This is a genomic window from Pseudomonadota bacterium (assembly GCA_039193195.1).
GTDB lineage: Bacteria > Pseudomonadota > Gammaproteobacteria > Steroidobacterales > JBCBZW01 > JBCBZW01.
Genome location: JBCCWS010000006.1, coordinates 146,027 through 169,898, shown reverse-complemented (window position 1 = coordinate 169,898; position 23,872 = coordinate 146,027). Strand labels below are relative to the sequence as shown.

General features: G+C 63.0%; 18 protein-coding genes. 15 read left to right on the top strand and 3 right to left on the bottom strand.

What is annotated here, in order from left to right; translation table 11 throughout:
* Positions 1–224 precede the first annotated feature (224 nt).
* Both AAGA68_08240 and AAGA68_08235 read left to right on the top strand, forming a co-directional pair.
* Positions 225–1,526, top strand: a complete 1,302-nt coding sequence (locus AAGA68_08240) for an AAA family ATPase (protein MEM9385039.1) — start codon at positions 225–227, stop codon at positions 1,524–1,526.
* Positions 1,527–1,549: 23 nt separating this feature from the next.
* Complete coding sequence (locus tag AAGA68_08235; GenBank protein ID MEM9385038.1) at positions 1,550–2,203, top strand: magnesium chelatase; 654 nt, start codon at positions 1,550–1,552, stop codon at positions 2,201–2,203.
* 835 nt (positions 2,204–3,038) lie between these two features.
* Here the strand turns inward: AAGA68_08235 and AAGA68_08230 are convergent.
* Positions 3,039–3,590: a hypothetical protein gene (locus AAGA68_08230; GenBank protein MEM9385037.1), complete on the bottom strand. Its 552-nt coding sequence runs from the start codon at positions 3,588–3,590 to the stop codon at positions 3,039–3,041.
* 105 nt (positions 3,591–3,695) lie between these two features.
* The gene (locus tag AAGA68_08225) at positions 3,696–5,492 is read right to left on the bottom strand and encodes a hypothetical protein (GenBank protein ID MEM9385036.1); all 1,797 of its coding nucleotides are present in this window, start codon (positions 5,490–5,492) and stop codon (positions 3,696–3,698) included.
* Between the two features lie 386 nt (positions 5,493–5,878).
* Here AAGA68_08225 and AAGA68_08220 point away from each other — a divergent pair, with 386 nt between their 5' ends.
* Positions 5,879–6,946 carry a hypothetical protein gene (locus AAGA68_08220; protein MEM9385035.1) on the top strand — a complete coding sequence of 356 codons (1,068 nt, stop codon included), beginning with the start codon at positions 5,879–5,881 and terminating at the stop codon, positions 6,944–6,946.
* A 60-nt stretch (positions 6,947–7,006) separates the two neighbouring features.
* Here the strand turns inward: AAGA68_08220 and AAGA68_08215 are convergent, their stop codons facing one another.
* Positions 7,007–7,945: a LysR substrate-binding domain-containing protein gene (locus AAGA68_08215; protein MEM9385034.1), complete on the bottom strand. Its 939-nt coding sequence runs from the start codon at positions 7,943–7,945 to the stop codon at positions 7,007–7,009.
* Between the two features lie 80 nt (positions 7,946–8,025).
* Between AAGA68_08215 and AAGA68_08210 the strand changes: the two genes are divergently transcribed.
* From AAGA68_08210 to AAGA68_08155, 12 genes are all read left to right on the top strand, one after another.
* Positions 8,026–10,029, top strand: a complete 2,004-nt coding sequence (locus AAGA68_08210) for a sulfotransferase (protein ID MEM9385033.1) — start codon at positions 8,026–8,028, stop codon at positions 10,027–10,029.
* Positions 10,030–10,148: 119 nt separating this feature from the next.
* Positions 10,149–12,557, top strand: a complete 2,409-nt coding sequence (locus AAGA68_08205) for a TonB-dependent receptor (protein MEM9385032.1) — start codon at positions 10,149–10,151, stop codon at positions 12,555–12,557.
* Positions 12,558–12,569: 12 nt separating this feature from the next.
* Complete coding sequence (locus tag AAGA68_08200; protein MEM9385031.1) at positions 12,570–13,349, top strand: SDR family oxidoreductase; 780 nt, start codon at positions 12,570–12,572, stop codon at positions 13,347–13,349.
* Between the two features lie 25 nt (positions 13,350–13,374).
* Positions 13,375–14,361, top strand: a complete 987-nt coding sequence (locus tag AAGA68_08195; protein MEM9385030.1) for an NADPH:quinone reductase — start codon at positions 13,375–13,377, stop codon at positions 14,359–14,361.
* Positions 14,362–14,380: 19 nt separating this feature from the next.
* A complete protein-coding gene (locus AAGA68_08190; protein ID MEM9385029.1) occupies positions 14,381–15,943 on the top strand; it encodes a carboxylesterase family protein in 1,563 nt (520 codons plus the stop codon).
* 9 nt (positions 15,944–15,952) lie between these two features.
* The gene (locus AAGA68_08185) at positions 15,953–17,479 is read left to right on the top strand and encodes a BCCT family transporter (GenBank protein MEM9385028.1); all 1,527 of its coding nucleotides are present in this window, start codon (positions 15,953–15,955) and stop codon (positions 17,477–17,479) included.
* Positions 17,451–18,746, top strand: a complete 1,296-nt coding sequence (locus AAGA68_08180) for an aconitase X (GenBank protein MEM9385027.1) — start codon at positions 17,451–17,453, stop codon at positions 18,744–18,746. The genes AAGA68_08185 and AAGA68_08180 overlap by 29 nt, the downstream gene beginning before the upstream one ends.
* A complete protein-coding gene (locus AAGA68_08175; protein MEM9385026.1) occupies positions 18,724–19,173 on the top strand; it encodes a DUF126 domain-containing protein in 450 nt (149 codons plus the stop codon). The genes AAGA68_08180 and AAGA68_08175 overlap by 23 nt, the downstream gene beginning before the upstream one ends.
* A 343-nt stretch (positions 19,174–19,516) precedes the next feature.
* On the top strand, positions 19,517–20,434 hold the full coding sequence (locus AAGA68_08170) for a 3-keto-5-aminohexanoate cleavage protein (protein MEM9385025.1): 918 nt from the start codon (positions 19,517–19,519) through the stop codon (positions 20,432–20,434).
* Complete coding sequence (locus AAGA68_08165) at positions 20,431–20,841, top strand: thioesterase family protein (protein MEM9385024.1); 411 nt, start codon at positions 20,431–20,433, stop codon at positions 20,839–20,841. Before AAGA68_08170 ends, AAGA68_08165 begins: the two co-directional genes overlap by 4 nt.
* 444 nt (positions 20,842–21,285) lie before the next feature.
* The gene (gene thrS / locus AAGA68_08160) at positions 21,286–23,205 is read left to right on the top strand and encodes a threonine--tRNA ligase (GenBank protein MEM9385023.1); all 1,920 of its coding nucleotides are present in this window, start codon (positions 21,286–21,288) and stop codon (positions 23,203–23,205) included.
* 91 nt (positions 23,206–23,296) lie between these two features.
* Positions 23,297–23,851, top strand: coding sequence for a GNAT family N-acetyltransferase (locus tag AAGA68_08155; protein MEM9385022.1), 555 nt, complete (start codon positions 23,297–23,299; stop codon positions 23,849–23,851).
* Positions 23,852–23,872 lie beyond the last annotated feature (21 nt).

Here is a 23,872-nt window from a genome sequence, read left to right as displayed (position 1 = left end):
TGTTCCGGCTTGCCCTGGCGCCAGTGCTACTCGCCCTTCGGGTCTGCCCAGGGGCAGCGTCCGCGGCGTTGCGTCGCTTGCCAATAGCGATGCTATTGGCTACGCGACGCACCTTGCTGACGCTGCCCCTACGCAAACTGAGCGTTACCTTATTTACCAAGCGGCCCACTAGGCAATCGGCATGATCGGCCTTGTTCGGTCGGCGCGCCCACTAGGAGATAGCGATGAACAGTTCCGCGGGCGCCGCGTCCATCGTGCGCCCTCACTTCCCCTTCTCGGCGCTGGAAGGTCAGCCGGGGCTGCAGCGCGCGCTACAACTGTGCGCTGTGGATCCGATGATCGGCGGTCTGCTGATTGAGGGACCACGAGGAACAGCCAAGTCCACTAGCGCCCGAGCCCTCGCTACGCTGCTTCCCGATGGGGCGAGGTTCGTCAATCTGCCGCTGGCGGCGACGGAGGAGCAAGTCGTGGGCACGCTCGACATCGACGCTGCGCTCAAAGGCCAGGGTGTGCAATGGCGTCCGGGGCTGCTCGCCCGGGCGCACGGCGGGGTGCTGTACGTGGACGAGGTGAACCTGCTAGCCGATCACCTGGTGGACGTGCTCCTTGACGTGAGCGCGAGTGGCGTGAACATTGTCGAACGGGACGGCGTATCGCACTCGCACGCAGCACGGCTAGTCCTGATCGGCACCATGAATCCGGAGGAGGGCGCGCTACGTCCACAGCTACTGGATCGCTTCGGCCTCTACGTACAGCTGTCTGATCCCAGCGATAGTGCGACACGCCAGCGCATCGTGCGCTCCAGGCTGGCCTTCGATGCGGATCCAATGGCGTTCATCGATCGCCATCGGGAAGCCGAGGCGGCTCTACGCACGCGACTCGCGGCGGCGAAAGCGCGGCTGAACCAGATCGACTACACCGATGGCGATATCGCTCGAGTGGCTGACTTGTGCCGTGAGGCCCAGGTCGAGGGCGTACGCGCCGACCTCACGCTGCTACGCGCGGCGCGCGCAAATGCGGCGCTGGAAGGGAACTCGCGGATGGTTGAGCGGGACGTGAACACGGTGGCACCTTGGGTGCTTGCCCATCGCCGGGGCGACGGGAATCGCCTGCAGGCGGCGGGGCCATCGCCTCCTGGTGCGCGGGACGGCGGTGGCTGGTCCTTGCCGTCGACGCCGGACGGCATTGCGAGTGGCGAGTCCGAGGGCAGGCACGACGGCGATCGCGCTGAGGCTCGTGGCGCAACGACTCCCGCGAGCGCTCCCGATGACAAGACAGGCCATCAGGGCGGCGTGCGATCGGGAGCCGAGCCACGCGCCAGTGGCGAGGCGGAAGCGCCGCGACCGTCTGAAGGTGGGGACCCGATCCGCGGGCCAGAGCTATCTTCACCGAACCGATCGAAGGCATCAGGCAGGATGTCCGACTCAGACAGCTCCGAGTGGGGCGCGCTGAGCGCGACCCGGGCGCCCCCGCCGGCAGCGGTGAAGGGCGTTCGCCCCCTACCTGTACCCCGAAAAAAAGCCTAACCTGGCAGCAAGGCGAACGCCGAGTGCCCGCTGTCAGGATGCGCTCACGGCCGAGCGATCGCGGCGCCCGCGGGCCCCGCAACGACACGGATGCGACGGGCGCCGCGCTCGACTGGCCCCGCACGCTGGCAGCCAAGGGTGCTGTTCGGTTGCGCGCAGGGCACCTTCTTTATCGCGAGCGGATCCCGAGCGGCGGTACGGTGCACTGTTTCTTGCTCGATTGCTCCGCTTCCATGATGTGCAGTGGCAGGTTGGCGCTGGCGAAGGCGATGTTGCACGTGTGGTGTGAAGCGTTGTACGGCACGCGCGAGGCGATCGTAGTGATCGGCTTTGGGGGTAGCGGCGCACAGCTGCTTAAGGCACCTGGCACCGCGCCGGTTGGCGCTACCTGGATCCGCACGATTGAGGGTGGCGGCGGCACACCCATCGTTGCGGCGCTGTCAGCTACCGAGAAGACCTTGCATCGACTGCGCCGACAATCACCGACGGCACGGATCGCATGCTGGCTGCTCACCGACGGGCGCTTTGCGGTCCTGCCGGCCTCGCCGGCGGGGGCGGACTGGTGTGCGGTGGTGGACTTCGATAGCGGCGGGTTGGCCGTGGGGCGCTCGAAGGAAGTGGCGTCGCGCTGGTCCGCAACCTACATGTCGGCCTGCGAACTTGTGGAGCAAGCCTAGCGGTCGCCCTTCGGTCTACCGCGCGCGGCTTTTGTACGCGGAGGACTATCCGACGAGTTCGCAGCTATACGTTGCAAGCAGGGCATTGATCGCAGCGAGCGAGCGACGCTCGAGAGTACCTAGAATGCGAAGCAACGGGGCAACCTGTCGCTTGCTTCCACCGGAGTCATCTATGTCCCAAACGATTTAGGCGAAGCGCGCCCGTGTTCTGGCTCGATGTGAGTGTGCATCCATGATGAACCTAATAGATATATTGTTCTGCCTTGGGCCCGGTCGTGGAAGTAGCTGGTCAGGGACTTTTTGAAGAGCCGATCAGTGTCATGGTGAGACCAGGTGCTCAAGCCTGGAGAACAACGCTGGCTCACAGAGCTGATGACAATCCGTGTCTGCTCTGTCGTGGGAACTGCGTCTACAACTCCGGCCGCATGGGAGCGAGGCCCGACAAAGCGCTGCTTTGTGGGCGATCCCGCAACCGGGTGCTCGTCAAGGTCAATGCCACTGGCGACGATTGCTGCGATGTTGCGTAGTTCGATCGCTGAGTTGCCGAACTGACGGCCTCACGGTTGGCGTAGTCGCTTCAACCAGGGTGCAGGTAGTTGGTTCTTGGTCGCGGCGAGCAACCGAGACCTTCTGCCCGCCTGGAGGAAAGTCTTCCTAAATGCATGAGTTACGGCGTGGATTTGTCCCTACATGGGGTGCAAGGGGTCGTGTGTTCGAATCTCGCTGGCCCGACCATGTCTTCCCCGAACCTCTTCTGCACCGTGCGTGTGCCGCGCCATCGCCAACTTAGCCTCAACGCTTGGGGCGTCGAGTCGTAGCGCCTTGCTCACCGCGGCTAGAGCTCTTCGTCCCTGACGTGTCGGCTCCAAATCGCTGGATAGACCTCTCGGAAGGCTAGCCAGGTGTCCTGCGTGGCGTTGGGCTCTCGCACCACGTTGAGTGAGATCTGCAGGCTCTTCAGCGCGGTGTCGAAGCGGCTCTTCGAACACCCCGTCTCGTCGATGATGTCCTTGCGAAGATCGGTCGTGCTCCATGGCTCGACGCGGACGCGTTCGAATACCTGTTGCGCCAGTGCACTCAGTGATTCGACGGGGCGATGAGCCGCCGGAAAGTGCTTCTCCGAGAGGTAACTCAGATCCATGAGCACCGCGAAGCCGCCCTTGATCTTGCCGTAGTAGACTTCGTCCGGGCAATCCGATGGTAGGCGGTTCTTCCAGGCCCACACCGCTTCCATGCGCTGTCCCCAACCGGTTTCGCCAGGTTGTTTCTCCGGCAGGTCCACGTGCTCGTACAGCGAAGTCAGATCGGTCTTGTCCGACGGGAAGATCGTGCAGATCTTGGTGGCCCGAACGAAGTCGCGCGCGTCTGCGATGGTCTTGATCCTCATTGCCTACGGTCGTGCGGCGGAGTCTTCCGGCACAGGTCGACGAATAGAGTCGTCATTGCACGCGTTCCTCCTGCTGACGCATCACGGCGCACATATCAGGCGTCCTCATGGGCGCGGTGCGGTCCCGGCTACGCCTTCCTCGCCGAACCAGACGTACACCTCGCCGGCCGCGTCCTCGGCGCCGCGGCGCGCACCGCGCGCGCCGATCAACAGATCGCCCGCACCATCCCCGTTGAAGTCCCCGAACCCCACGCTCGTGCCGCTGAAATCCTGAGGGTCGTTGCCGAGGAGAACAAACCCCTCAGTGCCGTCACCGCCTTCTGCTTCGAACAGATCCTCCAACGGCGCAAGCGCCGGCCAGTCCTCGCGGCCGTAGGCGACGAAGGTGATCCCAGCGTCGCGCAGGGAACCATGATCCTCGCCCGACGCGCCGATGATGACGTCGCTGATCCCATCGCCGTTAACGTCGCCACTGGCAATCCCCGAGCCTAGGAACGGCGGCAGCGCTTCGCCGCGGCCGCCCGTTCTTCGCCGGAGGATCACGCCCACGCTGCCGTCGCCCACCCCGGGACGCAGGCGGTCAGCAAAGATATCTGCAGGCAGCCCATCGGCGCTGCCGAACACCAGGTACGCTTCACCGAGGTCGAAATCCACTTTGGATGAGCTGAAGAGCAGGTCGACCACGCCATCCCCGTTCGCGTCACCGGCCGGTGCCACGCGCCGGATGGCCTCGCCGTCGCTGGTGCGACCGTGGAAGACGAATCCGGCGGAGCCGTCACCGCCTCTAAAGCCGAACAGATCCAATGCGTCGATCACCGCGGGAAAGCCCTCGTCGCGACCGAAGACGACGAATCCCTTGCCTTCACCTTCCCGGCCCGGCAGGTCGACATTCGAGTTCGCGGCGGCCACCGCGATGTCGTCGATGCCATCGCCGTTGACGTCGCCAGCGCACGCGGCGTCGTCGCCGAGCAGATCGAAGTCGGAAGGCCCGACGAGCACGAAGCCCTCGCTGCCATCACCACCTCGATAGGGAAACAGGCGCTCGGCCCACACTTCGGCAGGGAAGGGCTGCGCGCGACCGAACAGGACGAAGAGCAACCCCGGCCTGACCCGATCGCGGTTCACTCGCTCCGCGCCAGGGGCCGTGACGAGCAAGTCCGTTAGGCCATCGGCATTGACATCGCAGGCGCCCGCCACCGCCAGCCCGAAATCGTCACCGGCGTCCACCTTGCCGCGGATCACAAAGCCCTCGCTGCCGTCCCCGCCCTGACCGTCGAACAGCTGAGAGAGGGGGAAGGCGGGAGGAAACCCTGTGGTGCGGCCGAAGACCACGATGGCCTCGCCACCGTAGGGGCTGAGCACATCGTTGTGCAGGGTGCCAATCAGCAGGTCGTCGATCCCGTCGCCGTTGACATCGCCGGCGGGGGCTACGTCGATGCCTGATTCGGCCCACTCGAAGGGCCCGAGCAGCACGAACCCCTCGCTGCCGTCGCCCTGTCCGGGGAGCAGGCGGGTGAGATCGAACAACGCCGGCACGCCGTCACGACGTCCGAAGACGACGAACGACTTGCCCTTGCTGCCGTTGAAGACGAAGGTCTCCGGTGCGCCGATGAGGATGTCGTCGATGCCGTCGCCGTTTACATCCCCAGCGGAGGCCACCGATGCGCCCACGATCTGTTCCTCGAAGAGGCCGCGGATGACGAAGCCGGCGCTGCCGTCACCGCCGTTACCGGGGAGGAGGTCGCTCAGCATGATCTCCGGGGGCGAGGAGGCCAACGCAGGGGACAGCCACGTGCCTAGCGTGGTGGCTGCGAGGGTGAGCGAGGCGATGACAGCGCCAACGTCTCGGCAACGGACGAGCCCGGCCGCTACGCGACCTCCCGGCAGATGCGATACGCGCACGAGTAACCTCCGGGTCGTAGAGGAGTGACGTTCTGGTTGTGTTGATGCGGCGAAACGTGAAGCTGCGCCACCCGTGTAAACGGCATTCAGTCCCGCAGCGTAGCCCGCCCGAACCACCGCGGCAAACCGGGTGTCTCGGTTGACTGTCGTGGCTAGCTCGTCGTTCGGCTGGCAGATGCACGGGCCGCGAATGCGCGATCCGGGTGATGAAAGACCCGCGTTCCTGGACTCGATCTGCAGCAGGTAACCGCAACCTCAACGATGCTTATGACATCGGGTGCTACTGCTCCAGACACATGGGAGCACGTCACCGAACACGGTTTGAACGCCAGGAGTGCCCGACGATACACTCTAAGGCCACCGCTTTTTCGCCTGGCCAGAACAACATGAAACACTCGGCACTTCGGGCTGTGCTCCTTACACCGCTCCTAAGCCTCGCATCTCTCCCCGCCACCGCCATGACGCCGAGCGCCGGCTGTGGAGCCGAAGGGCTCTCAAGTGGGACCTTCACCCTTGATCACGACGGGCTCACGCGCACTATCCGAATCCATGTGCCCGTGGGTTATGACGCCAACCAGCCAACGAAGCTCATCACCATCTTCCACGGCTGGGGCGGCAACGAGAATGAGTTCCTCGGCAACGCCAACGTGATTTCCGAAGCGGACTCGCGGGGGTACATTCTCGTGGCGCCGCGCGGCATCGGGTCTGGGGAACCGGATCGCAGCCTCAACTCCTGGTCATTCCCAGGCTCCACCACCGGCCTCGATGGCGACGGACGCAACCGGGACGTGCCGGGCGACAACGCTGCTATCTGCAACCCCTTGGCGACACCCGACTACAACTACCCGTCGTGTTCCGACACCGCCATGACCACGTGTGCTTGGACCCACTGCCAGAGCGACGACATCGCCTTCGCCGTGGCACTGGTTGCGCACATCGGCGAGCAGCTGTGTATTGATGTGGATAACGTGTTTGCTGCAGGAGGCTCGAACGGGGGCATGTTTACGTGGTCCCTCGGTCAGGATCCCGCCAGCGCGCTCACCTTTCGGGCCATCGCGCCGATCATCGGGCTGCCGCACAGAGCCTACCTGGATGGGCCGGGGAAGCCGGGCGACCTGCCCGTGCTCCTCATCACCGGAAGAGCGGACACCACCGTGCCGCCGGGTCGTTGGCGCAACCCTTACTACACGATCACCTCCGACGGTGACGTCTTCTATTACGCCAGCGCCACGGCTATCACTCGGGTCTGGGCCCAGGCCCACGGCTGCAGCGTGACGGCGGACGCGATGCCGTTCGATGACGGGCGCCCCCAGACAGACTGCCGTACCTACTGCACGGAGGATGCTGCTTGGCCCCGGGTGCTCGACTGCCGCTTGGGTATGGGGCACACGTACAGGCTCAACCAAACGTGGCCATTGGTCATGGACTTCTTCGATCAGCAGTCGATCGAATAAGTGATCCGTGCGCTGCGTGTAGCGCTGCGGAGCCTCCTGTCGCTTCCTTTGACCAACTGGTCAGCCCTGGGGCTCTGCCCGCCCGTGTTGCCTGATGTGAATCGAGTCGTCGCGGGCGACCTGGTCGACGAGCCAGCGGCGAAAGAGCACCACGTCAGGGTGATCGGATTTCTCGTCGCGGCAAACGAGGTACCAGTCATTCGGCGTGTACACGCGCATGGCTGGGTAGGGTTCGCGCAGCAGATTCGCTTTGAGGTCTCGATTGACGAACGGCTCCATGCCTAAGGCCACGCCTATGCCTTGCATGGCCGCATTCATGGCCAGATCGTAGCTGTCGAACTGCTGGCCCGCGTCCGGATCGACACCGTCGATGCCGTTTTCCTCGAGCCAAATCCACCAGTCTCGTCTAGAGGGATAGACTTGCAGCAACGGGGCTTTCGCCAGCTTGCGTGGATCGTCGGCGAGTGCGAACGACTCGAGCATGGCCTCGCTGCATACCGGGAAGATGCAGGACGAGAAGAGGTAATCGTAGTGCAGGTAGGGCCGCGAACGGCGGCCTATCATGACACAGAGGTCGACATCCTCGTGTTCGAAGTCAACGTCCGATTGTGAGGTGTGTAAGCGCAGCTTGAGTTCGGGATGTTTCGCGTTCAGATCCGAAATCCGCGGTATCAACCAGCGAATCGCAAAGGTCGAGTAGACCTGTAGCGTCAGCGTCGAACGGACCTTGGAGTTCACGACGAGATCCGTACCGTCGGCAATCCGATCGAAAGCGTCGCGCAGGATCGGGTAGTACGTGCGCCCCAGGCGAGTGAGTTCTACGGACCCGGATTTGCGTAGGAAGAGTTCGACACCCAGATCCCGCTCCAGCAGCTTGATTTGGTGACTCACTGCGGAGTGTGAAACGCACAGTTCGCCTGCGGCGGCCTTAAAGCTGCCATTCCGGGCGGCCGCCTCGAAGGTGCGAAGAGCGTTCAGGGAGGGGACTCTGGAGCGCATGGGCGGTGAGAATAATTCAATTCCTTCAAGCCGCCATAGATTGCGGTTCAGAATTTGCCCGTGTCAAACTAGCGCCGGTCATGAGTAACGCCCCCTCTGTGCCGGACGCCCCGATGGGCGACGTCTCCACCGCGCTACGCCACGCCTTTGCCCTGCTGCAGGAGAATCCCGAAGCCGCGCACGCGCAGGCTCGCGAGATTCTCAAGGTCGTACCAGGGGAGAAGCGCGCGCGCTTGCTGCTCGCCATGTCCGATCGCCACGCGGGGCGGATCGAGGCGGCAATCGACGCCCTGTCTTCAATCGCCACTGAGCATCCAGCGTTTGCCCCCGCCCAGGCAGAACTCGGTCTAGCGTTGATCTCAGCGGCCCGTTGGCCTGAGGCGGAAGCTGCGCTACGTACGGCCGTGTCCTTGCAGCCGGATCTGGCGAGCGCATGGAAGGCCTTGGGCGACTTGCTCGCCGAGCGTGGGGATGACGCGGGCAGCGACGAGGCCTACCAACAGCATGTCCGATGCTCGGTGCGAGACCCCTTGTTGGCGAAGGCGGGCAACGCCCTATTCTCCGGCCAGCTCGGCCTTGCGGAGGGGCTTTGCCGGGAATCCTTGAAGCAGGACCCGACCAACGTGTCGGCGATTCGAATGCTGGCGGACGTGGCGATCAGGATAGGGCGCCACGACGATGCAGCGAAGCTACTCCACCGGTGCCTGGAGCTGGCGCCTGATTTTCACTTCGCACGGAGTAACTTTGCGCACCTGTTATTCAAGATGTTTCGCTACCGTGAGGCGCTCGTCGAGATCGATAGGGTCATTGCCGCCGAGCCCAACAGGCCCTCGCATCTGCTGCTCAAGGCCTCGATTCTGGCCCGGATCGGGGAAGCCGAGTCGGCAATCACGATCTACGAGCAAGTGCTAGAGCGCTATCCCGATCAGCCGCGTACGCGCATGAGCATGGGGCATGCGCTCAAGACAGTTGGTCGCCAGGCGGAAGCGATTGAGGCTTATCGGCGCGCTGTGCATCTCGCGCCAGGCCTCGGCGAGGCGTACTGGAGCCTAGCGAATCTAAAGACCTTCGAATTCGATGATGCACAGATCGTGAGGATGCGTCGGGAGATCGCCAACAGCACGGCGTCGATCGACGATAGCTACCATCTCTCTTTCGCGTTGGGAAAGGCGCTCGAGGACCGTGGCGAGTACGAGGAGTCCTTTCACTACTACGCGCAGGGCAACGCAGCGCGACGCAAGACCGTTCGCTGGGATGCAGACGAGCACGCCCGCAACCTCGATCAGCACAAGGCTTTCTTCACTCGGGAGTTCCTCGCTCGCGAGCAGCCGTGCGGGAATCCGTCCGAAGCGCCCATCTTCATCGTTGGGCTTCCTCGTGCGGGGTCGACGCTGCTGGAGCAGATCCTCGCCAGCCACAGCAGGGTCGAGGGAACGATGGAGTTGCCTGACATCATCTCGATCGCGCGTCGCCTAAGCCGAAAGAAGAAGCGTTCGGATGAATCGCAGTATCCGGCGGTGCTCGGGCGATTGAGTGCCGATGAGTTGGGGGCACTGGGTGCTGAGTATCTTCAGCGGACGCAAATTCACCGCTGCGCAGCGCCCCGTTTCATCGACAAGATGCCAAATAACTTCGCGCACATTGGCCTAATCCACTTGATCCTACCCAACGCTCGGATCATCGATGCGCGGCGCTATGCGATGGCCTGCTGCTTCAGTGGTTATAAGCAGCTCTTCGCCAGCGGCCAGAATTTCAGCTATAGCCTGGAGGAGATCGGTCGCTACTACCGCGACTATGTGGGGTTGATGGATCACTGGGATCAGGTGCTTCCGGGACGTGTGCTCCGCGTCAACTACGAGCAGATGGTCACGGACACGGAAGCCGAAGTGAGACGCATGCTCGACTACTGTGACCTCCCATTCGAGCCTTCTTGCGTCGAGTTCTACCGCAACGAGCGGGCGGTTCGTACCGCGAGTTCGGAACAGGTACGCCAGCCCATCTACTCGGGTGCCCTCGAGCAATGGCGACACTACGAAGGATTCCTCTCCCCCCTGAGAGACCAGCTTGGCTCGCTGGTGAGGTGAGTTTTTCTCAACAGCGTGTGAGTTAATCTCCTTTGCTTGAGAGATCGATGGTGAGATAGCGTCGTCGGGTTGATCGGCGCGGTCGGCGTCGACACTTCTTGCGGTCCGGGGGGGCAGTCATGAAGAGGTTCAACAGCGGATCAGGCCGCTGCACGCGGCACGCCATGTTGGCTGCGGACGTTCGACGGGCGTTACGACGGCGGGCTATCCCGGCGGGGGTGGCGACAGGGGTGCTCTTCGCCAGCACTGGGGCGGCGTTGGCGCAGGAACTGACGCTGGAGGAGGTGGTCGTCACGGCGCAGAAGCGCACCCAGAACCTTCAGGACGTTCCGGTCAGCGTGAACGTGCTCGGCGAGCAGAAGCTCGACGAGCTGAACATCACCGGGTTCGCCGACTACTTCCAGTTTTTGCCCACCGTTTCTGCCCAGCAGTTCGGGCCCGGTCAGGCGCAGATCTACATGCGCGGCGTATCGGATGGAGGCGATGGAAACTTCTCCGGCACCACTCCGAGTGTGGCGCTGTACCTGGATGACCAGCCGGTCACCGCGATCGGTCGGAACCTCGACGTTCACGTTTACGACATCTCGCGTATCGAAACGCTCGCCGGACCGCAAGGCACCTTGTACGGGGCCAACTCTCAAGCGGGCGCACTGCGTATCATCACCAACAAGCCCGATCCTTCCGCCTTTGCCGCTGGCGTCGACGTTGGCGGCAACACGGTAAAGGGCGGTGACGCTGGGTACTCCGTCGAAGGCTTCGCTAACGTGCCCCTCTCGGACAATGCCGCGATTCGCCTGGTCGGCTGGCGGGTGGAGGACGGTGGTTGGATCGATGTGGTGCCCGCGTCGCTGACCTTATCGCGCAGCGGCATCACCGTGTCCAACAGCGGTAACGCCAATCCGGATCAGAACACGGTCGAGGAGGACTACAACACCCTGACCAACACCGGTGCGCGAGCGGCCTTGGGCATCGACCTGAACGACAGCTGGACCGCCACGGCCAGCGTTATTGCGCAGATGCAGCAGTCCGACGGCGTCTTTGCGGATCAGCCGGGCCTGAATGGGCCCGGACAGGGCAGGGTAGAGCGCTTCTTTCAGGACAACTACGAGGACACTTGGACGCAGCTGGGGCTGACGCTCACCGGTGACCTAGGCTTTGCCGACATCACCTTTGCCGGTTCCTACCTGGATCGTGAAGTCGAGTACGACATCGACTACTCCCAGTATTCAGAGTACTCGGCGTACATCGAGTACTACTACACCTGCGTGAATTACGACTTCAATAACTGCACCGACCCCCGCATCCAGTACGAGAACGACAGCGCGTTCAAGCGCTCGTCCATCGAGGTTCGCCTGCAGTCGAAGGCGGATCGCAGGCTGCGCTGGGTGGCAGGGCTGTTCTACAACAACGATGAGCACGACTACTTCAATCAGTGGGTCATTCCGACCATCCCAGACGGCAACGATATTCCCCTGAATCGCAACATCAACGGCCGCGAGGATCTCTACTTTGCGACTAATCAGCAGCGCGACTTCTCCGAAATCGCTGTGTTTGGTGAGGTGACGCTCGATCTGACGGAGAAGCTATCGGCTACTGTGGGCTTGCGCTGGTTCGAAACCGACGATGACCTGACGGGTTTCGTCGGCTCGCGCTTCAGCTGCTTCGATCCCGCGGACGGGAACCGGATCGGCAATGGCACCTCAACCAGTGCCGACTGTGGCGGGGGGCTAGGGGCCAAGATCGATGACTTCACCACCAAGGTCAATGCGAGTTACCAGTTCAGTGACGATGTGCTGGTCTACGCCACCTACTCGGAGGGCTTTAGACCGGGTGGCGTCAACCGCGAGCCGAGTCCCGTGATACCGCAGATCTACCAGCCCGATTTCCTCAAGAACTATGAGGTGGGCTGGAAGACCACCTTTGCAAACGGTAGAGCACGGTTCAACGGGGCTGCGTACGTCATGGACTGGGAGGACCTGCAGCTCACCCGGTTTGACGTAGAGAGCTTCGGGTCGTTCCTCGGCCTCACAGCGAATACGGGGGGAGCCGATATCATCGGTATCGAGGGCGATTTCGAAGTGCTGGTCACCGAGGGATGGACCCTCTCCGGTGGGTTCTCCTACAACGATGCGGAGCTCTCTGAGGATTTCTTTGTCGGTACGACGGACACGACGCCGGCGGCGCCGGAGGGCACCGATCTTCCATTTACGCCAGACCTGAAGTACACGCTGATCTCACGACACACCTTTAACGTCGCCGGTCGCGACGCCTATTTCCAGGCGGCGTGGAACTGGACGGACAGTTCGCAAAATGATCTGTTCGTCGATGGCCGTTTGGAGCAGGACAGCTACGGGCTGCTAAATCTCTCGGGTGGGGTCAGGTTCGGCAATACTAATCTCGATGTCTACGTCAACAATGTGACGGACGAGAATGCCCAGCTAACGCTATTTTCAAGGGGCGGGGATGATCGGGTGGTCGCCAATCGCCCCTTGTCGGTGGGCATGAGGTTCAGTATGCGGTTCGAGTAAGCAATAGTTTCGATGACTAACGCACTCACAGTCTTGATCACCGGCGGCGCCGACGGCATTGGTCGGGTCACCGCTCAGCGATTCATCGACAGTGGGCACCGCGTGCATGTGTGCGATGTTAACCAGGAGGCGGTGGCACAGCTTTCGAACGATGGCAGTGGCATCACGGGGTCCGTGGGGGACGTGTCGTCGGTGGCAGACGTGGAGCGCGTGTTCGCGGAGCTCGAGCAGACGTACGGCGGCCTGGACGTGCTGGTGAACAACGCAGGTATCGCGGGCCCTACGGCGCCGGCGGAAGCGATTGGTACGGAGGACTGGGATCGGGCGATTTCGGTGAGCTTGAGCGGCCAGTTCTATTGCCTGCGCCGGGCGATTCCCATGCTGCGCGCAAGCGAATACGGGTCGATCGTGAACATCTCGTCGAACGCAGGGCTGTTCGGCTTTCCCTTACGTCTGCCCTACGCCGCATCGAAATGGGCATTGATCGGGATGACCAAGACACTGGCGATGGAGCTTGGCCCCGAGGGGATTCGCGTCAATGCCATCTGCCCAGGGAGTGTTGCTGGCCCTCGCATCGATGGCGTGATCGAGCGCGATGCGGGCGCCCGAGGGGTGGCCCCTGAGGCTATTCGAAAAGCCTATGAGCGTCAGTCGTCGCTGCGCTGCTTCGTCGAGGCCAAGGACGTGGCGGAGATGGTGTACTTTCTGACCTCGCCCCTCGGGGCGAAGATCTCCGGCCAGGCGATTGGCGTCGACGGGCATACCGAATCGCTTTCCAACGGGTTGGAGTAACGTGAGACATGATCGGAGGCAGGCGATGAGAGCGGCATGGTTCGAACGCTTCGGGGCCGCGGAAGACGCGCTTGTGGTGGGCGAGCAGCCGGTCCCCGTCGCGGGCACCGGCGAAGTGTTGGTGAGGTTGAGCGCCAGCGGCGTCAACCCGTCCGACGTGAAAAAGCGGGCAGGGTCCTTTGCGAACCTGCTCGACGGTGGGCTGGTGATTCCCCACAGCGACGGCGCGGGCATCATCGAAGCCGTTGGCGAGGACGTCTCCGAGGCGCGAGTCGGCGAGCGGGTGTGGGTGTATCAGGCCCAGTTCGCTCGCCGCTTCGGCACCGCCGCGGAGTATGTGGCGCTGGATCAATCGCGCGCCGTCACGCTGCCGGACACGGCCTCCTTTGCGGTGGGGGCCTGCATGGGGATTCCCTGCATGACCGCGCATCGCTGCGTGTACGCCGATGGAGACGTCGACGGGTCCACGATCCTCGTGACCGGTGGTGCCGGACGCGTCGGCCACTACGCTATCCAGTGGGCCAAGCTCGGCGGCGCGCGAGTCATTGCCACCGCCAGCGCGGCGCGAGACGAGGCAAGTTGCCGAGAAGTAGGTGCCGATGCGGTGGTCAACCATCGAGAGGCGGATTGGGCAAACGCCGTGCTGGCCGCCAACGACGGCATACCGGTCGATCGCGTCGTCGACGTCGAGTTCGGCGCCAACCTCGAGCAGGTATTGAACTGCATACGCACCAGCGGCGTCATCGCGACCTACTCCTCCATGCAGGTCGCCGAGCCCAAGCTGCCCTTCTTTCGCATGCTCTACATGGATTTGGATATCCAGATCGTGATTGTCTACGCGATGCCGGAGGCCGCTAAGCGGCATGCGATCACCGACATCACGGCGGCGCTCGAGGAGGGCCAGCTCGTGCACAGAGTCGCCCACGAACTGCCGCTCGATGCCATCGCGAGAAGCCACCGCTTGATCGAGGATGGCGGCTTTCGAGGTTGCGTTGTCGTCTCCCTGGACTAGTTGCGGTGTGCGCTGGGGGATGCGGATAGCCAACCCTCTCCTTGCGCTGATGGTCGCGGCGCTGAGTCTCGGCACTGCTTGCACGCAAGACCTTGCGCTGTCGCCTGCAGCAGAAGGCCTGCGCGTGCTGGCGGGCAGTGAGCGACTTCTTGGCGCCCGCCTGCCGTCGGGCGTACGTGCTTTCCGGGGTGTGCCCTACGCAGCACCTCCCCTCGGGCCCCTACGCTGGAAGCCACCGCAGCCGCACGTCGCGCGCAAAGGGGTTCAGGACAGCACAAGCTTCGGCCCCGCGTGTCCGCAGGACCAGGGAAATCCGGACTGGTATCGGGATGTGGCAGCGAGCGTTGGCGCGGACGGCGGCATCATTCCCGCGCTGAGGGAGATCTCCGAAGACTGCCTCTACCTCAATGTCTGGGCACTGGACGAACCCGTCGACACACCGCGACCCGTGATGGTGTGGATACACGGTGGTTCCAACGTCAACGGTTTCGCACACGAGCCGAACTACCGCGGCGGTGCGCTCGTTGCCGCCCACGGCATCGTCGTAGTCAGCCTCAACTATCGACTAGGCCCCTTCGGGTTCCTTGCACACCCAGCCCTGGCGGCGGAAGACCCTCAGGACGTCTCTGGCTACTACGGACTCGCCGATCAGGTCGCAGCACTTCGCTGGGTGCGGGATCACATCGCGTCATTTGGAGGCGACCCTCAGAACGTCACCGTCTTCGGCGAGTCAGCGGGTGGCGGCAACATCTCCGCCTTGATGCGTATGCCCTCGGCACGGGGCCTATTCCACCGGGCTGTCATTCAGAGCGGCGCCCTAGCACCTTACGACAGCATCGATTACGAGGCGGCTGAGCAAGCGGGTGAGCGATTGCTCGCCAGCCTTGGTGCGACGACGGTGGAGGAGATGCGCGCCCTCGATTGGCAAACGCTCGTCGACGAGCGCCCATCAGCATTGGAGCACTACTACTTCGGGCCGATTGCGGATGGGTTCTACTTGCCCCCCGGCGCCGAGATCACTCCGATGCCCTTGATGATCGGTGCGAATCACGACGAATGGTTGATGTACCTGCCCGACGACGATGTGCAGTCATCGTTCGATGACGCCCTCGATCAGTACGTGGCACGGAGCCGAGACACCGTCGCCCAGGCCTTTGTACACCGGTACGAGAGCGTGGAAATGCGCGCGAACCGGTTGATCAGCGCGGCCGAATTCTGGTGCCCGGCGCTCGCGCTCGCCAATCGTGTCGAGTCCCTCGAGCAAGCGGCCTACGTCTATCTCTTCACCCGCGTGAGGCCAGGCGCCGATGCCTTGCTCGCCTACCACGGTGCCGAGATCCCCTACGTGTTCGATACGGCCGACGCCTGGTTGCCCGCTACCCCCATTGACGACGAGCTGACCGCCGCCATGCAGACGTATTGGGTCAACTTCGCGATGCGCGGTGATCCGAATTCGGCATCGCTGCCAACGTGGCTACCCTACGAGCACGACACCCGCCGCATTCTCGAGCTAGGAGATAACATCGGCCTGGCGAGCGGGGAGTGGACGGAACTGTGTGATCTCATCGAGGGTTCTCAGTAGAGGGCGCCTATGAAGACAGCGAAAATCGATCCGATTATCTTCCTGACCGCGTTTCTGGTCGTCATGTTCGTGTGTGTGCCGATCCTGATCTGGCCCGAAGCCGCGGGCGTTCGCATCAGCGGCTTGTACGACTGGATCGCCGAGCAGTTCGGTTTGGTGTACCAGTGGGTGGTGATCGGCATCGTCGGCTTTCTGGCGTGGGTTGCCTTCGGTCGTCACGGAGAGATCCGCTTGGGCGATCCCGGTGAGCGACCGCAGTTCTCCACCTTCGGGTGGGTGTCCATGCTGTTCTGCGCCGGCGTCGGTGCTGGCCTCGTCTACTGGGCAACCATCGAGTGGGCCTTCTACCTGGACAATCCGCCCTTCGGTGCGCAACCCGGCAGCAGTGATGCCAGGAACTGGGCAACGTCCTACGGCTTGTTCCATTGGGGGCTGATCGCGTGGACGATCTACGCCTTGCCCACCGTGGCGATCTCCCATGCGTACTACGTCAAGAAGGTGCCGTACCTGCGCCTGAGCACGAGTTGCCATTGCTTTCTGGGCGAGGCAGGGGAGTCCTCCCTCCTCGCGCGGCTGCTCGACGGCATCTTCATGCTGGCGCTGATCGCGGGCGCGGGCACGTCGATGGGGCTTGCGGTGCCGATGATCTCGGCGAGTCTGGCGGAGGCGTTCCAGCTCGAGCGCTCGTTTGCACTGGACGTCGCCGTTGTCGCCGTCTGTGTCGCCCTGTTCGCGTTCACCGTATACGTCGGCTTGGAGAGGGGGATTCAGCGCCTGGCTGACCTCAACGTGATCGCGGCGCTGTTGTTCCTCGCGTTTATTCTGCTGGTCGGCCCCACCCTGTTCATCCTCAGGATGGGCACGCAGAGTATCGGGTTCATGCTCCAGCACATGATCAGCATGCTGACCTGGACTGACCCGGTGGCGCGCACGGGGTTCGTCGAGGATTGGACCATTTTCTACTGGGCCTGGTGGATAGCGTTTGGTCCCTTCGTCGGCATATTCGTGACGAGAATCTCCCGCGGTCGCACCTTGAAGCAGCTAATACTCTCGATGGCTGTGTTCGGGAGCCTAGGCGCTTGGGTGTTTTACATCGTCGCCGGGAACTACGCGCTGTATCTCGACTTGGAGGGTATCGTCGCGGTGCGCGACATCATGGCGGCCGTGGATCCCGCGCAGGCGATTGCCAGCGTTATCGGTGCGCTCCCCTTTGGTGCACTGGCGCAGACCGTGTTTGCCGTGATCAGCATCATCTTCATTGCCACCACCTACAACTCAGCGGCCTACGCACTCGCCTCCGCCGCGTCGCAGCAGCTCGAGGTTGGGGAGGACCCAGCGCGCTGGCATCGCTTGTTTTGGGCGCTCGTACTCGGCTTGCTGCCCGTTGCGCTGATGGCCGTCGAGGGGGGCGTGCGGGTGGTGATGTCGGCGGTACTGGTCGCCTCGTTGCCACTGCTCGTCGTGGCGGTGCTGATGTGTGTGAACCTTGCCAGATCACTCGGGGCCGATGACACGCCCACCCGCCACGCACCCTAGCGTTATCCTCTCGGATGACGATCGGGCAGACCTCGATGGATCGCGGGGAGCAGCAGCGCAATGGGCGATGAAGCTGGTCCTCAAGGTTGCCCAATCGCTTGGTGCACCGCGGTTAGTTTCGATCGGCCAGGCCCACTTGGTCGGTGCCTATCACTCGGGGCCAGCGAATCTAGCGTTCCTGTGCAAGCTCGTGTCACAGGGTGCGCGGGTGCGCGTGCCCACCACTCTCAACTCAAGCTCGGCGGACCTGACAAGCGGCGCCTTGCCCTGCTATGCCGGCAGGGATCGCGATCAGGCCCGAGCGGTCGTCGATTCGCTGTCGAAGATGGGCTGTCGGGCAACGCTGACCTGTGCTCCGTATTTGTTGAGCGGTGCGCCGAGGTTCGGCGAGAACATCGCCTGGGCGGAGTCGAACGCCGTGTTGTTTGCCAACTCCGTCATCGGAGCACGTAGCCTGAAGTGCTCGCAGTACTTGGACCTTGCCTGCGCGTTGAGCGGTCGAACACCCTACGCCGAGGTCATGATGGACAAGGGTCGACAGCCCGCGCTTATCGTCGACGTTGAGCACCTGTCTGCGCGTTGGTTCGATGACAGAGTCGGCTTCCAGTTCGTGGGCTTTGCCACGGGAGCGGCAGCGGACACGCGTATCAGCTTCCTGAGGGGATTACCTCGGGGTCTCGATTGGACTGCCCTGCAAGCGCTGTGCGCGGCCGCGGGTGTGTCGGGCTCCATGGCCATGCTGCATGTAGAGGGCAGCACGCCCGAGGCCGGCGTTCCGGAGGCGACCTTAGATCGTTGCGACATCGTGCGCCTCGATGACCAGGACCTGGTGACCATCGCCAAGCAGTGGCGCCCGTCGCAAGACATTCGCCCAGTGGCAGTGTGTGTAGGTGCGCCGCACGCAGGCATTGAGGAGTTAACCGAGATTGCGTCGACGCTCGAGCGGCACGCGGATTCCGTTCGGCTCCCGTTTGTCGTGTCCGTGGGGCGCGGTCTGTACGCGGACGCCCGTTTGCACGCCGTCTTCGAGCGGCTCAGGTCCGGCGGTGTCACATTGGTCAGAGACACGTGCACGTACTACGGACCGCTTTTCGGCGGTACCACGGGGCATGTGCTCACCAACTCGGTGAAGTGGGCCGCCTACGCCGCAGCGGGAATGCGTTGCACCCCAGTCATTGCGACCCTGGGGGAGTGTGTGGATGCCGCGCTGCGTGCCAGCTACACGGTGGATAGAGCCTACTGGAATGCCACTTTCTCACGGCATTGAACTTCTGCTAGGAGGTGTCGCCGAGGGCCCCGTGCTGGTGCTCGATGCGCCCGTCAGCTGGTGGGGTGGTGTCGATCCGGCGACTGGCGTGGTGACGGACGTTACCCACCCGCAAAAGGGGTGTTGCCTGGCCGGCGTTTTGCTGGTCACCGGGAGAACCAAGGGCAGTACGGCGGGGCCGGGTGCGCTGCTCGAACTCATCGCCAGGGGCTGTGCGCCCGCGGCGGTACTGCTGTCGGAACCAGACCCCGTGCCGGTCGCCGCATCGATGGCGGCGCAATTTCTGGACCTAACCCCGCTGGCGGTCGCGGTCATTGGTCAAGAGACTCGAGCGGCCCTTCGCCAGTGGTCCGCGGAAGATCCCCAGCGCGTATTTATCCTCGAGACGACTTGCGGCGATCGAATACGCCCCGTGGATACGGCCTGAGCCACAACTGTGCGTCGCACCTGGGGTCGAGCTCATCGGTTCGACGTGCTCGATCTGCTCATCTAGCCGCCGGCTGACTCCCCCACGTGTGAGCTCCGAGCGACGACATTCGTGAGGACGTCGACCGAATCTGCCCCTTGAGCCACCCTCCGCACGCCATCATGTTATCGGCCGCAGCTAAATGAGCCTCGAGAGTGCCCCTGCGACGCGTATGCTTACGTCTTAGAGCCGTTGGAAGCCCTGGCTGGCACGCCCGCCAACAGCTGATCGCTGATCGGGATGGGTAGCGGCAGCCGAATGAGTAACGCGAAGAGGAGTCTCCGAGACCTGAAAGACGTAGCCTATGAACCGAAGCATCATCATTACGTGCGCCGTGACCGGGTCCGGCGATACTGCAGATAAGTCGCACCTGGTCCCCATTACTCCGCAGCAAATTGCCGACGCTTCGATCGAGGCCGCGCGAGCCGGCGCCGCGGTCGTCCACATCCATGTACGTGATCCACAGACGGGGGCGCCGAGCCGAGATCCCGCGCTTTATCGTGAAGTCGTTGAGCGCATCAGAGACTCGAGCCAGGATGTCGTGATCAACCTGACCACCGGGATGGGGGGCGATCTGTATCTAGGGCCGGATGAGGATCCGCTTGCGCTCGCCGAGCAGACCGATATGGTCGGTCAGATCGAGCGGATGGAGCATGTGGAGGCGCTCTTACCAGAGATCTGTTCCTTGGACTGTGGATCGTTCAACTATCCAGGCGGCAACTACGTGTACATCTCATCACCCGACATGCTGCGGCTCGGCGCCAGGCGCCTGCAGGCGATCGGTGTGAAGCCTGAGCTTGAAGTTTTCGATCTAGGGCACATCTCTTTCGCCACACAGATGATGCGCGAGGGATTGCTGGATGACCCACCGCTGTTCCAAGTGTGCATGGGCGTGCGCTGGGCTGCGCAGGCGACGCCGCGAAACTTCATGACCATGGTAGACAACTTGCCGGAAGAGGCGAATTGGGCGGGGTTTGCGCTGGGGGCGTTGGAGATGCCGATGGTGGCCCAAGCGGCTTTACTCGGCGGTCATGTGCGCGTGGGGCTCGAGGACAATCTCTATCTGGAACGCGGCAAACTAGCCTCCAACGCGCAACTGGTTGAACGAGCCAGGACGATACTGGAGAGCATGGGGGCCGTGTTGCAGACGCCTGCCGAAGCGCGCGAAACCCTGCAAGTGCAAAAGCAGGAGGTGCCCGCATCGATGAGGCGACCAGGGTGATCATCGCGCACAAAGGCGTCGCGCATCCATGGCAATGCGATGTCATGGGCCACATGACGACACGCTACTACGTGGCGATGTTCGATGACGCCTCCTACCACTTGCTGCACGAGGTGTTTGGCTGGACTGCGGGCGATGAGCAGCTGGGCTGGGCAGACGTTAAACACATCATCGAGTACCAGGACGAAGTGGGAAGCGGCGATCTACTCGAGGTTCGCGGTCGGCTCGAGAGGATTGGCGGCAAGTCGATCACCGTGTCCTATACGATGCACAACCTGAGTCGAAAGAGCCTGGCCGCCACGTTGGAGAGCACCTCGGTCTACTTCGATCTCAAGGCGCGCAGAGCGGTCAGGGTGCCGGATCAGTTGAGGGAGCGTGCATCTCGGTTTCTAGGTGCCGCCAACTAGTGTCCTGAGTTGGAAGTTCGTTGATGAATTCGCAGGCGAGTTTTTGTGCCTGAGCGCGGCGCGAGGACGAGCGTGGCAGGTTCCACGGGAGGAGGAGCAACGTGTTCAGGGGCGAAGAGGTGCCGCGAATTCATCAACGAACTTCTAACTCAGGACACTAGGGAAGCTCTGCTTAAGTCTGGCCGCCAGCCCTGTGCGTCCAGCGACGTGAGATCAAGGTCCGCGTCGCTGATCTTGCGTAGGCGCGTGGGCAGCATTCGCGCAGGGCTGCGCCCCTGCTCGGCGCGGAACCCGTGCGACGCGCGATCAAGCGCAAGCCCGGAACACGCACACTAGGCGACCATGGCCCATGTGGCATACTACGCCGCCGCCCGGCGGGTGGCTGAGGTAGATCGAGCATTCACGCGGTCTTTCGTAGGGATCGCCACTGACGAGGAAACGCCTGTGCCCACCATCACGCTGCCCGACGGCAGTCAGCGCGCTTACGACGATCCGGTCTCCGTCCTCGATGTCGCGGCCGACATCGGCCCCGGTCTCGCCAAGGTGACCCTCGGGGGCCACTTCGACGGCGAGCGCCACGATGCCCACGACCTCATCGAGCACGATACGGACCTGGTGATCTACACGCCGAAGGATGACGACGGCGTCGAGATCATCCGCCACTCCTGCGCCCACCTGCTCGGGCACGCCCTCAAGCAGCTCTACCCCGAGGCCAAGATGGCCATCGGCCCGACGGTCGAGAACGGCTTCTACTACGACATCGATCTCGATGAGCAGCTTCGCGAGGAGGACCTCGAGAAGATCGAACAGCGTATGCGCGAGCTTGCGAAGACGCATTACGACGTGGTGAAGGAGAAGGTGAGCTGGCAGAAGGCCTACGACACCTTTGAGGCGCGTGGCGAAAGCTACAAGATGGAGATCCTCGATCGCGATGTCCCCAAGGACGCGCGGCCGGGGCTCTACCATCACGAAGAGTACATCGACATGTGTCGCGGGCCGCACGTGCCCAACATGCGATTCTGCGAGCATTTCAAGCTCATGCGCTTGTCGGGCGCCTACTGGCGCGGAAACTCCGACAACAAGATGCTCCAGCGTATCTACGGCACCGCATGGCCCGACAAGAAGCAGCTCAAGAAATACCTTAACTTCCTGGAGGAAGCGGTAAAGCGCGATCATCGCAAGATCGGCAAGGCCCTGGACCTCTTTCACACCCAGCCCGAAGCGCCTGGCATGGTGTTCTGGCACGACAAGGGCTGGACCATCTACAACATCATCAAGGATTACATCCGTGCGCTGCTGAGGGCCAACGACTACCAAGAGGTCAACACGCCGCAGCTGGTCGACAGGGTGCTGTGGGAGAAGTCAGGTCACTGGGACAAGTTCGGCGACATGATCTTCAGCACCGCCTCGGAGAACCGTGACTACGCGGTCAAGCCGATGAACTGCCCCTGTCACGTGCAGATCTTCAACCACGGTCTGCGCAGCTATCGGGACCTGCCCTTGCGCATGGCAGAGTTCGGCTCATGCCACCGCAACGAACCGTCGGGGACCTTACACGGCATCATGCGCGTGCGGAACTTCGTGCAGGATGATGCGCATATCTTCTGTACCGAGTCGCAGATTCAAAGCGAGGTCATCACCTTCATCGACCTTGTTTACAAGGTGTACTCGGACTTCGGCTTCGAAGACGTCGAGATAGCGCTCTCGACACGCCCCGAAAAGCGCGTGGGCGATGAGGCGACGTGGGATGCGGCCGAGGCAGCACTGGAAACAGCGCTGAAAGAGAAGGGGCTGGAGTTCGTACTGCAGCCGGGCGAGGGCGCGTTTTACGGGCCGAAGATCGAGTTCACCCTACGCGATTGCTTAGGCCGCGGCTGGCAGTGCGGCACGGTGCAGCTCGACTTTTCCATGCCGGGCCGGCTCGATGCGGAGTACGTGGCCGAAGACGGCTCCCGCCAAACCCCGGTCATGATCCACCGCGCCATCTTGGGCTCCATCGAGCGCTTCGTCGGCATCCTGATCGAGAACTACGAGGGCAAATTGCCCATGTGGTTGGCGCCCGTGCAGGCCGTGGCGCTGAACATCACCGCGGACCAGGAAGAGTACGTGCAGCGTATCGAAGGGGAGCTACGCGCGGCGGGCATGCGCGCGATTTCCGATCTGAGGAACGAGAAAGTCGGCTTCAAAGTACGAGAGCATACGCTCCAACGCATCCCCTACCAGCTGGTGGCCGGGAAGCGCGAAGTGGAGGAGGGCACCGTGGCCGTGCGTACGCTCAAGGGCAAAGACCTCGGCTCCATGTCCGTCGATGAGTTCATAGGGCTTGCGAAGGAGGAGGTCGTGGCCAAGCGACCACTGTCCTAGGCTGGCAATCCGGAGTCTCCTGCTGCAGCCATGCCAGCCGTCACCCCCTCGATCAGCATTGCGGGATAGACGGCGCTGAGTGCCTAACGCGATGACCACTTCGCACCTGTCCACGAGAACCGCCACCGCGCAGGACGCGCAGTCACTCGCGCGTATGGCGGAGGAGACCTTCCGCGACGCCTTCGCCGAGCAGAATACGCGGGAGGACCTGGACCGCTACTGCGCCGACGCGTTCGGCGAACAGCAGCAACTGAGTGAGATCTGCGATCCCGAGTCCATCACCGTGCTGGCGGAGCGGTCGAACCGGCTGGCGGGCTACGCCCAGATCAAGACGCGTTCTTCCATCCACTGCGTCGCTGGCGACGCCCTAGCGGAACTCAGCCGGTTCTACCTGCGCAAAGAGCACCATGGCCGCGGCGTCGCGAACGTGCTCATGGCCGACGTGTTGGCGCGTGCCGCCGACGCAGGTGCCAGGGTGCTCTGGCTCGGCGTATGGGAGCACAACCCGAGGGCTATCGCGTTCTATCGCAAGTGCGGCTTCGATGCGGTGGGAGAGAAGACGTTTCTCATCGGCAGCGACCTGCAGCGAGACCTGGTGCTAGCGGTCGAGCTGGAAGCGCCCGGGACCACCCGCTCGAACACGTAGCGGACGCAACAACGTGTTGTG

What these genes read in the sequence shown, in the direction of transcription:
- AAGA68_08240 (MEM9385039.1), top strand. Translation starts at nt 225, where the DNA reads ATGAACAGTTCCGCGGGCGCCGCGTCCATCGTGCGCCCTCACTTCCCC.
- AAGA68_08230 (MEM9385037.1), bottom strand. Translation starts at nt 3,590, where the DNA reads ATGAGGATCAAGACCATCGCAGACGCGCGCGACTTCGTTCGGGCCACC.
- AAGA68_08220 (MEM9385035.1), top strand. Translation starts at nt 5,879, where the DNA reads ATGAAACACTCGGCACTTCGGGCTGTGCTCCTTACACCGCTCCTAAGC.
- AAGA68_08215 (MEM9385034.1), bottom strand. Translation starts at nt 7,945, where the DNA reads ATGCGCTCCAGAGTCCCCTCCCTGAACGCTCTTCGCACCTTCGAGGCG.
- AAGA68_08210 (MEM9385033.1), top strand. Translation starts at nt 8,026, where the DNA reads ATGAGTAACGCCCCCTCTGTGCCGGACGCCCCGATGGGCGACGTCTCC.
- AAGA68_08205 (MEM9385032.1), top strand. Translation starts at nt 10,149, where the DNA reads ATGAAGAGGTTCAACAGCGGATCAGGCCGCTGCACGCGGCACGCCATG.
- AAGA68_08200 (MEM9385031.1), top strand. Translation starts at nt 12,570, where the DNA reads ATGACTAACGCACTCACAGTCTTGATCACCGGCGGCGCCGACGGCATT.
- AAGA68_08195 (MEM9385030.1), top strand. Translation starts at nt 13,375, where the DNA reads ATGAGAGCGGCATGGTTCGAACGCTTCGGGGCCGCGGAAGACGCGCTT.
- AAGA68_08190 (MEM9385029.1), top strand. Translation starts at nt 14,381, where the DNA reads ATGCGGATAGCCAACCCTCTCCTTGCGCTGATGGTCGCGGCGCTGAGT.
- AAGA68_08185 (MEM9385028.1), top strand. Translation starts at nt 15,953, where the DNA reads ATGAAGACAGCGAAAATCGATCCGATTATCTTCCTGACCGCGTTTCTG.
- AAGA68_08180 (MEM9385027.1), top strand. Translation starts at nt 17,451, where the DNA reads ATGACACGCCCACCCGCCACGCACCCTAGCGTTATCCTCTCGGATGAC.
- AAGA68_08175 (MEM9385026.1), top strand. Translation starts at nt 18,724, where the DNA reads ATGCCACTTTCTCACGGCATTGAACTTCTGCTAGGAGGTGTCGCCGAG.
- AAGA68_08170 (MEM9385025.1), top strand. Translation starts at nt 19,517, where the DNA reads ATGAACCGAAGCATCATCATTACGTGCGCCGTGACCGGGTCCGGCGAT.
- AAGA68_08155 (MEM9385022.1), top strand. Translation starts at nt 23,297, where the DNA reads ATGACCACTTCGCACCTGTCCACGAGAACCGCCACCGCGCAGGACGCG.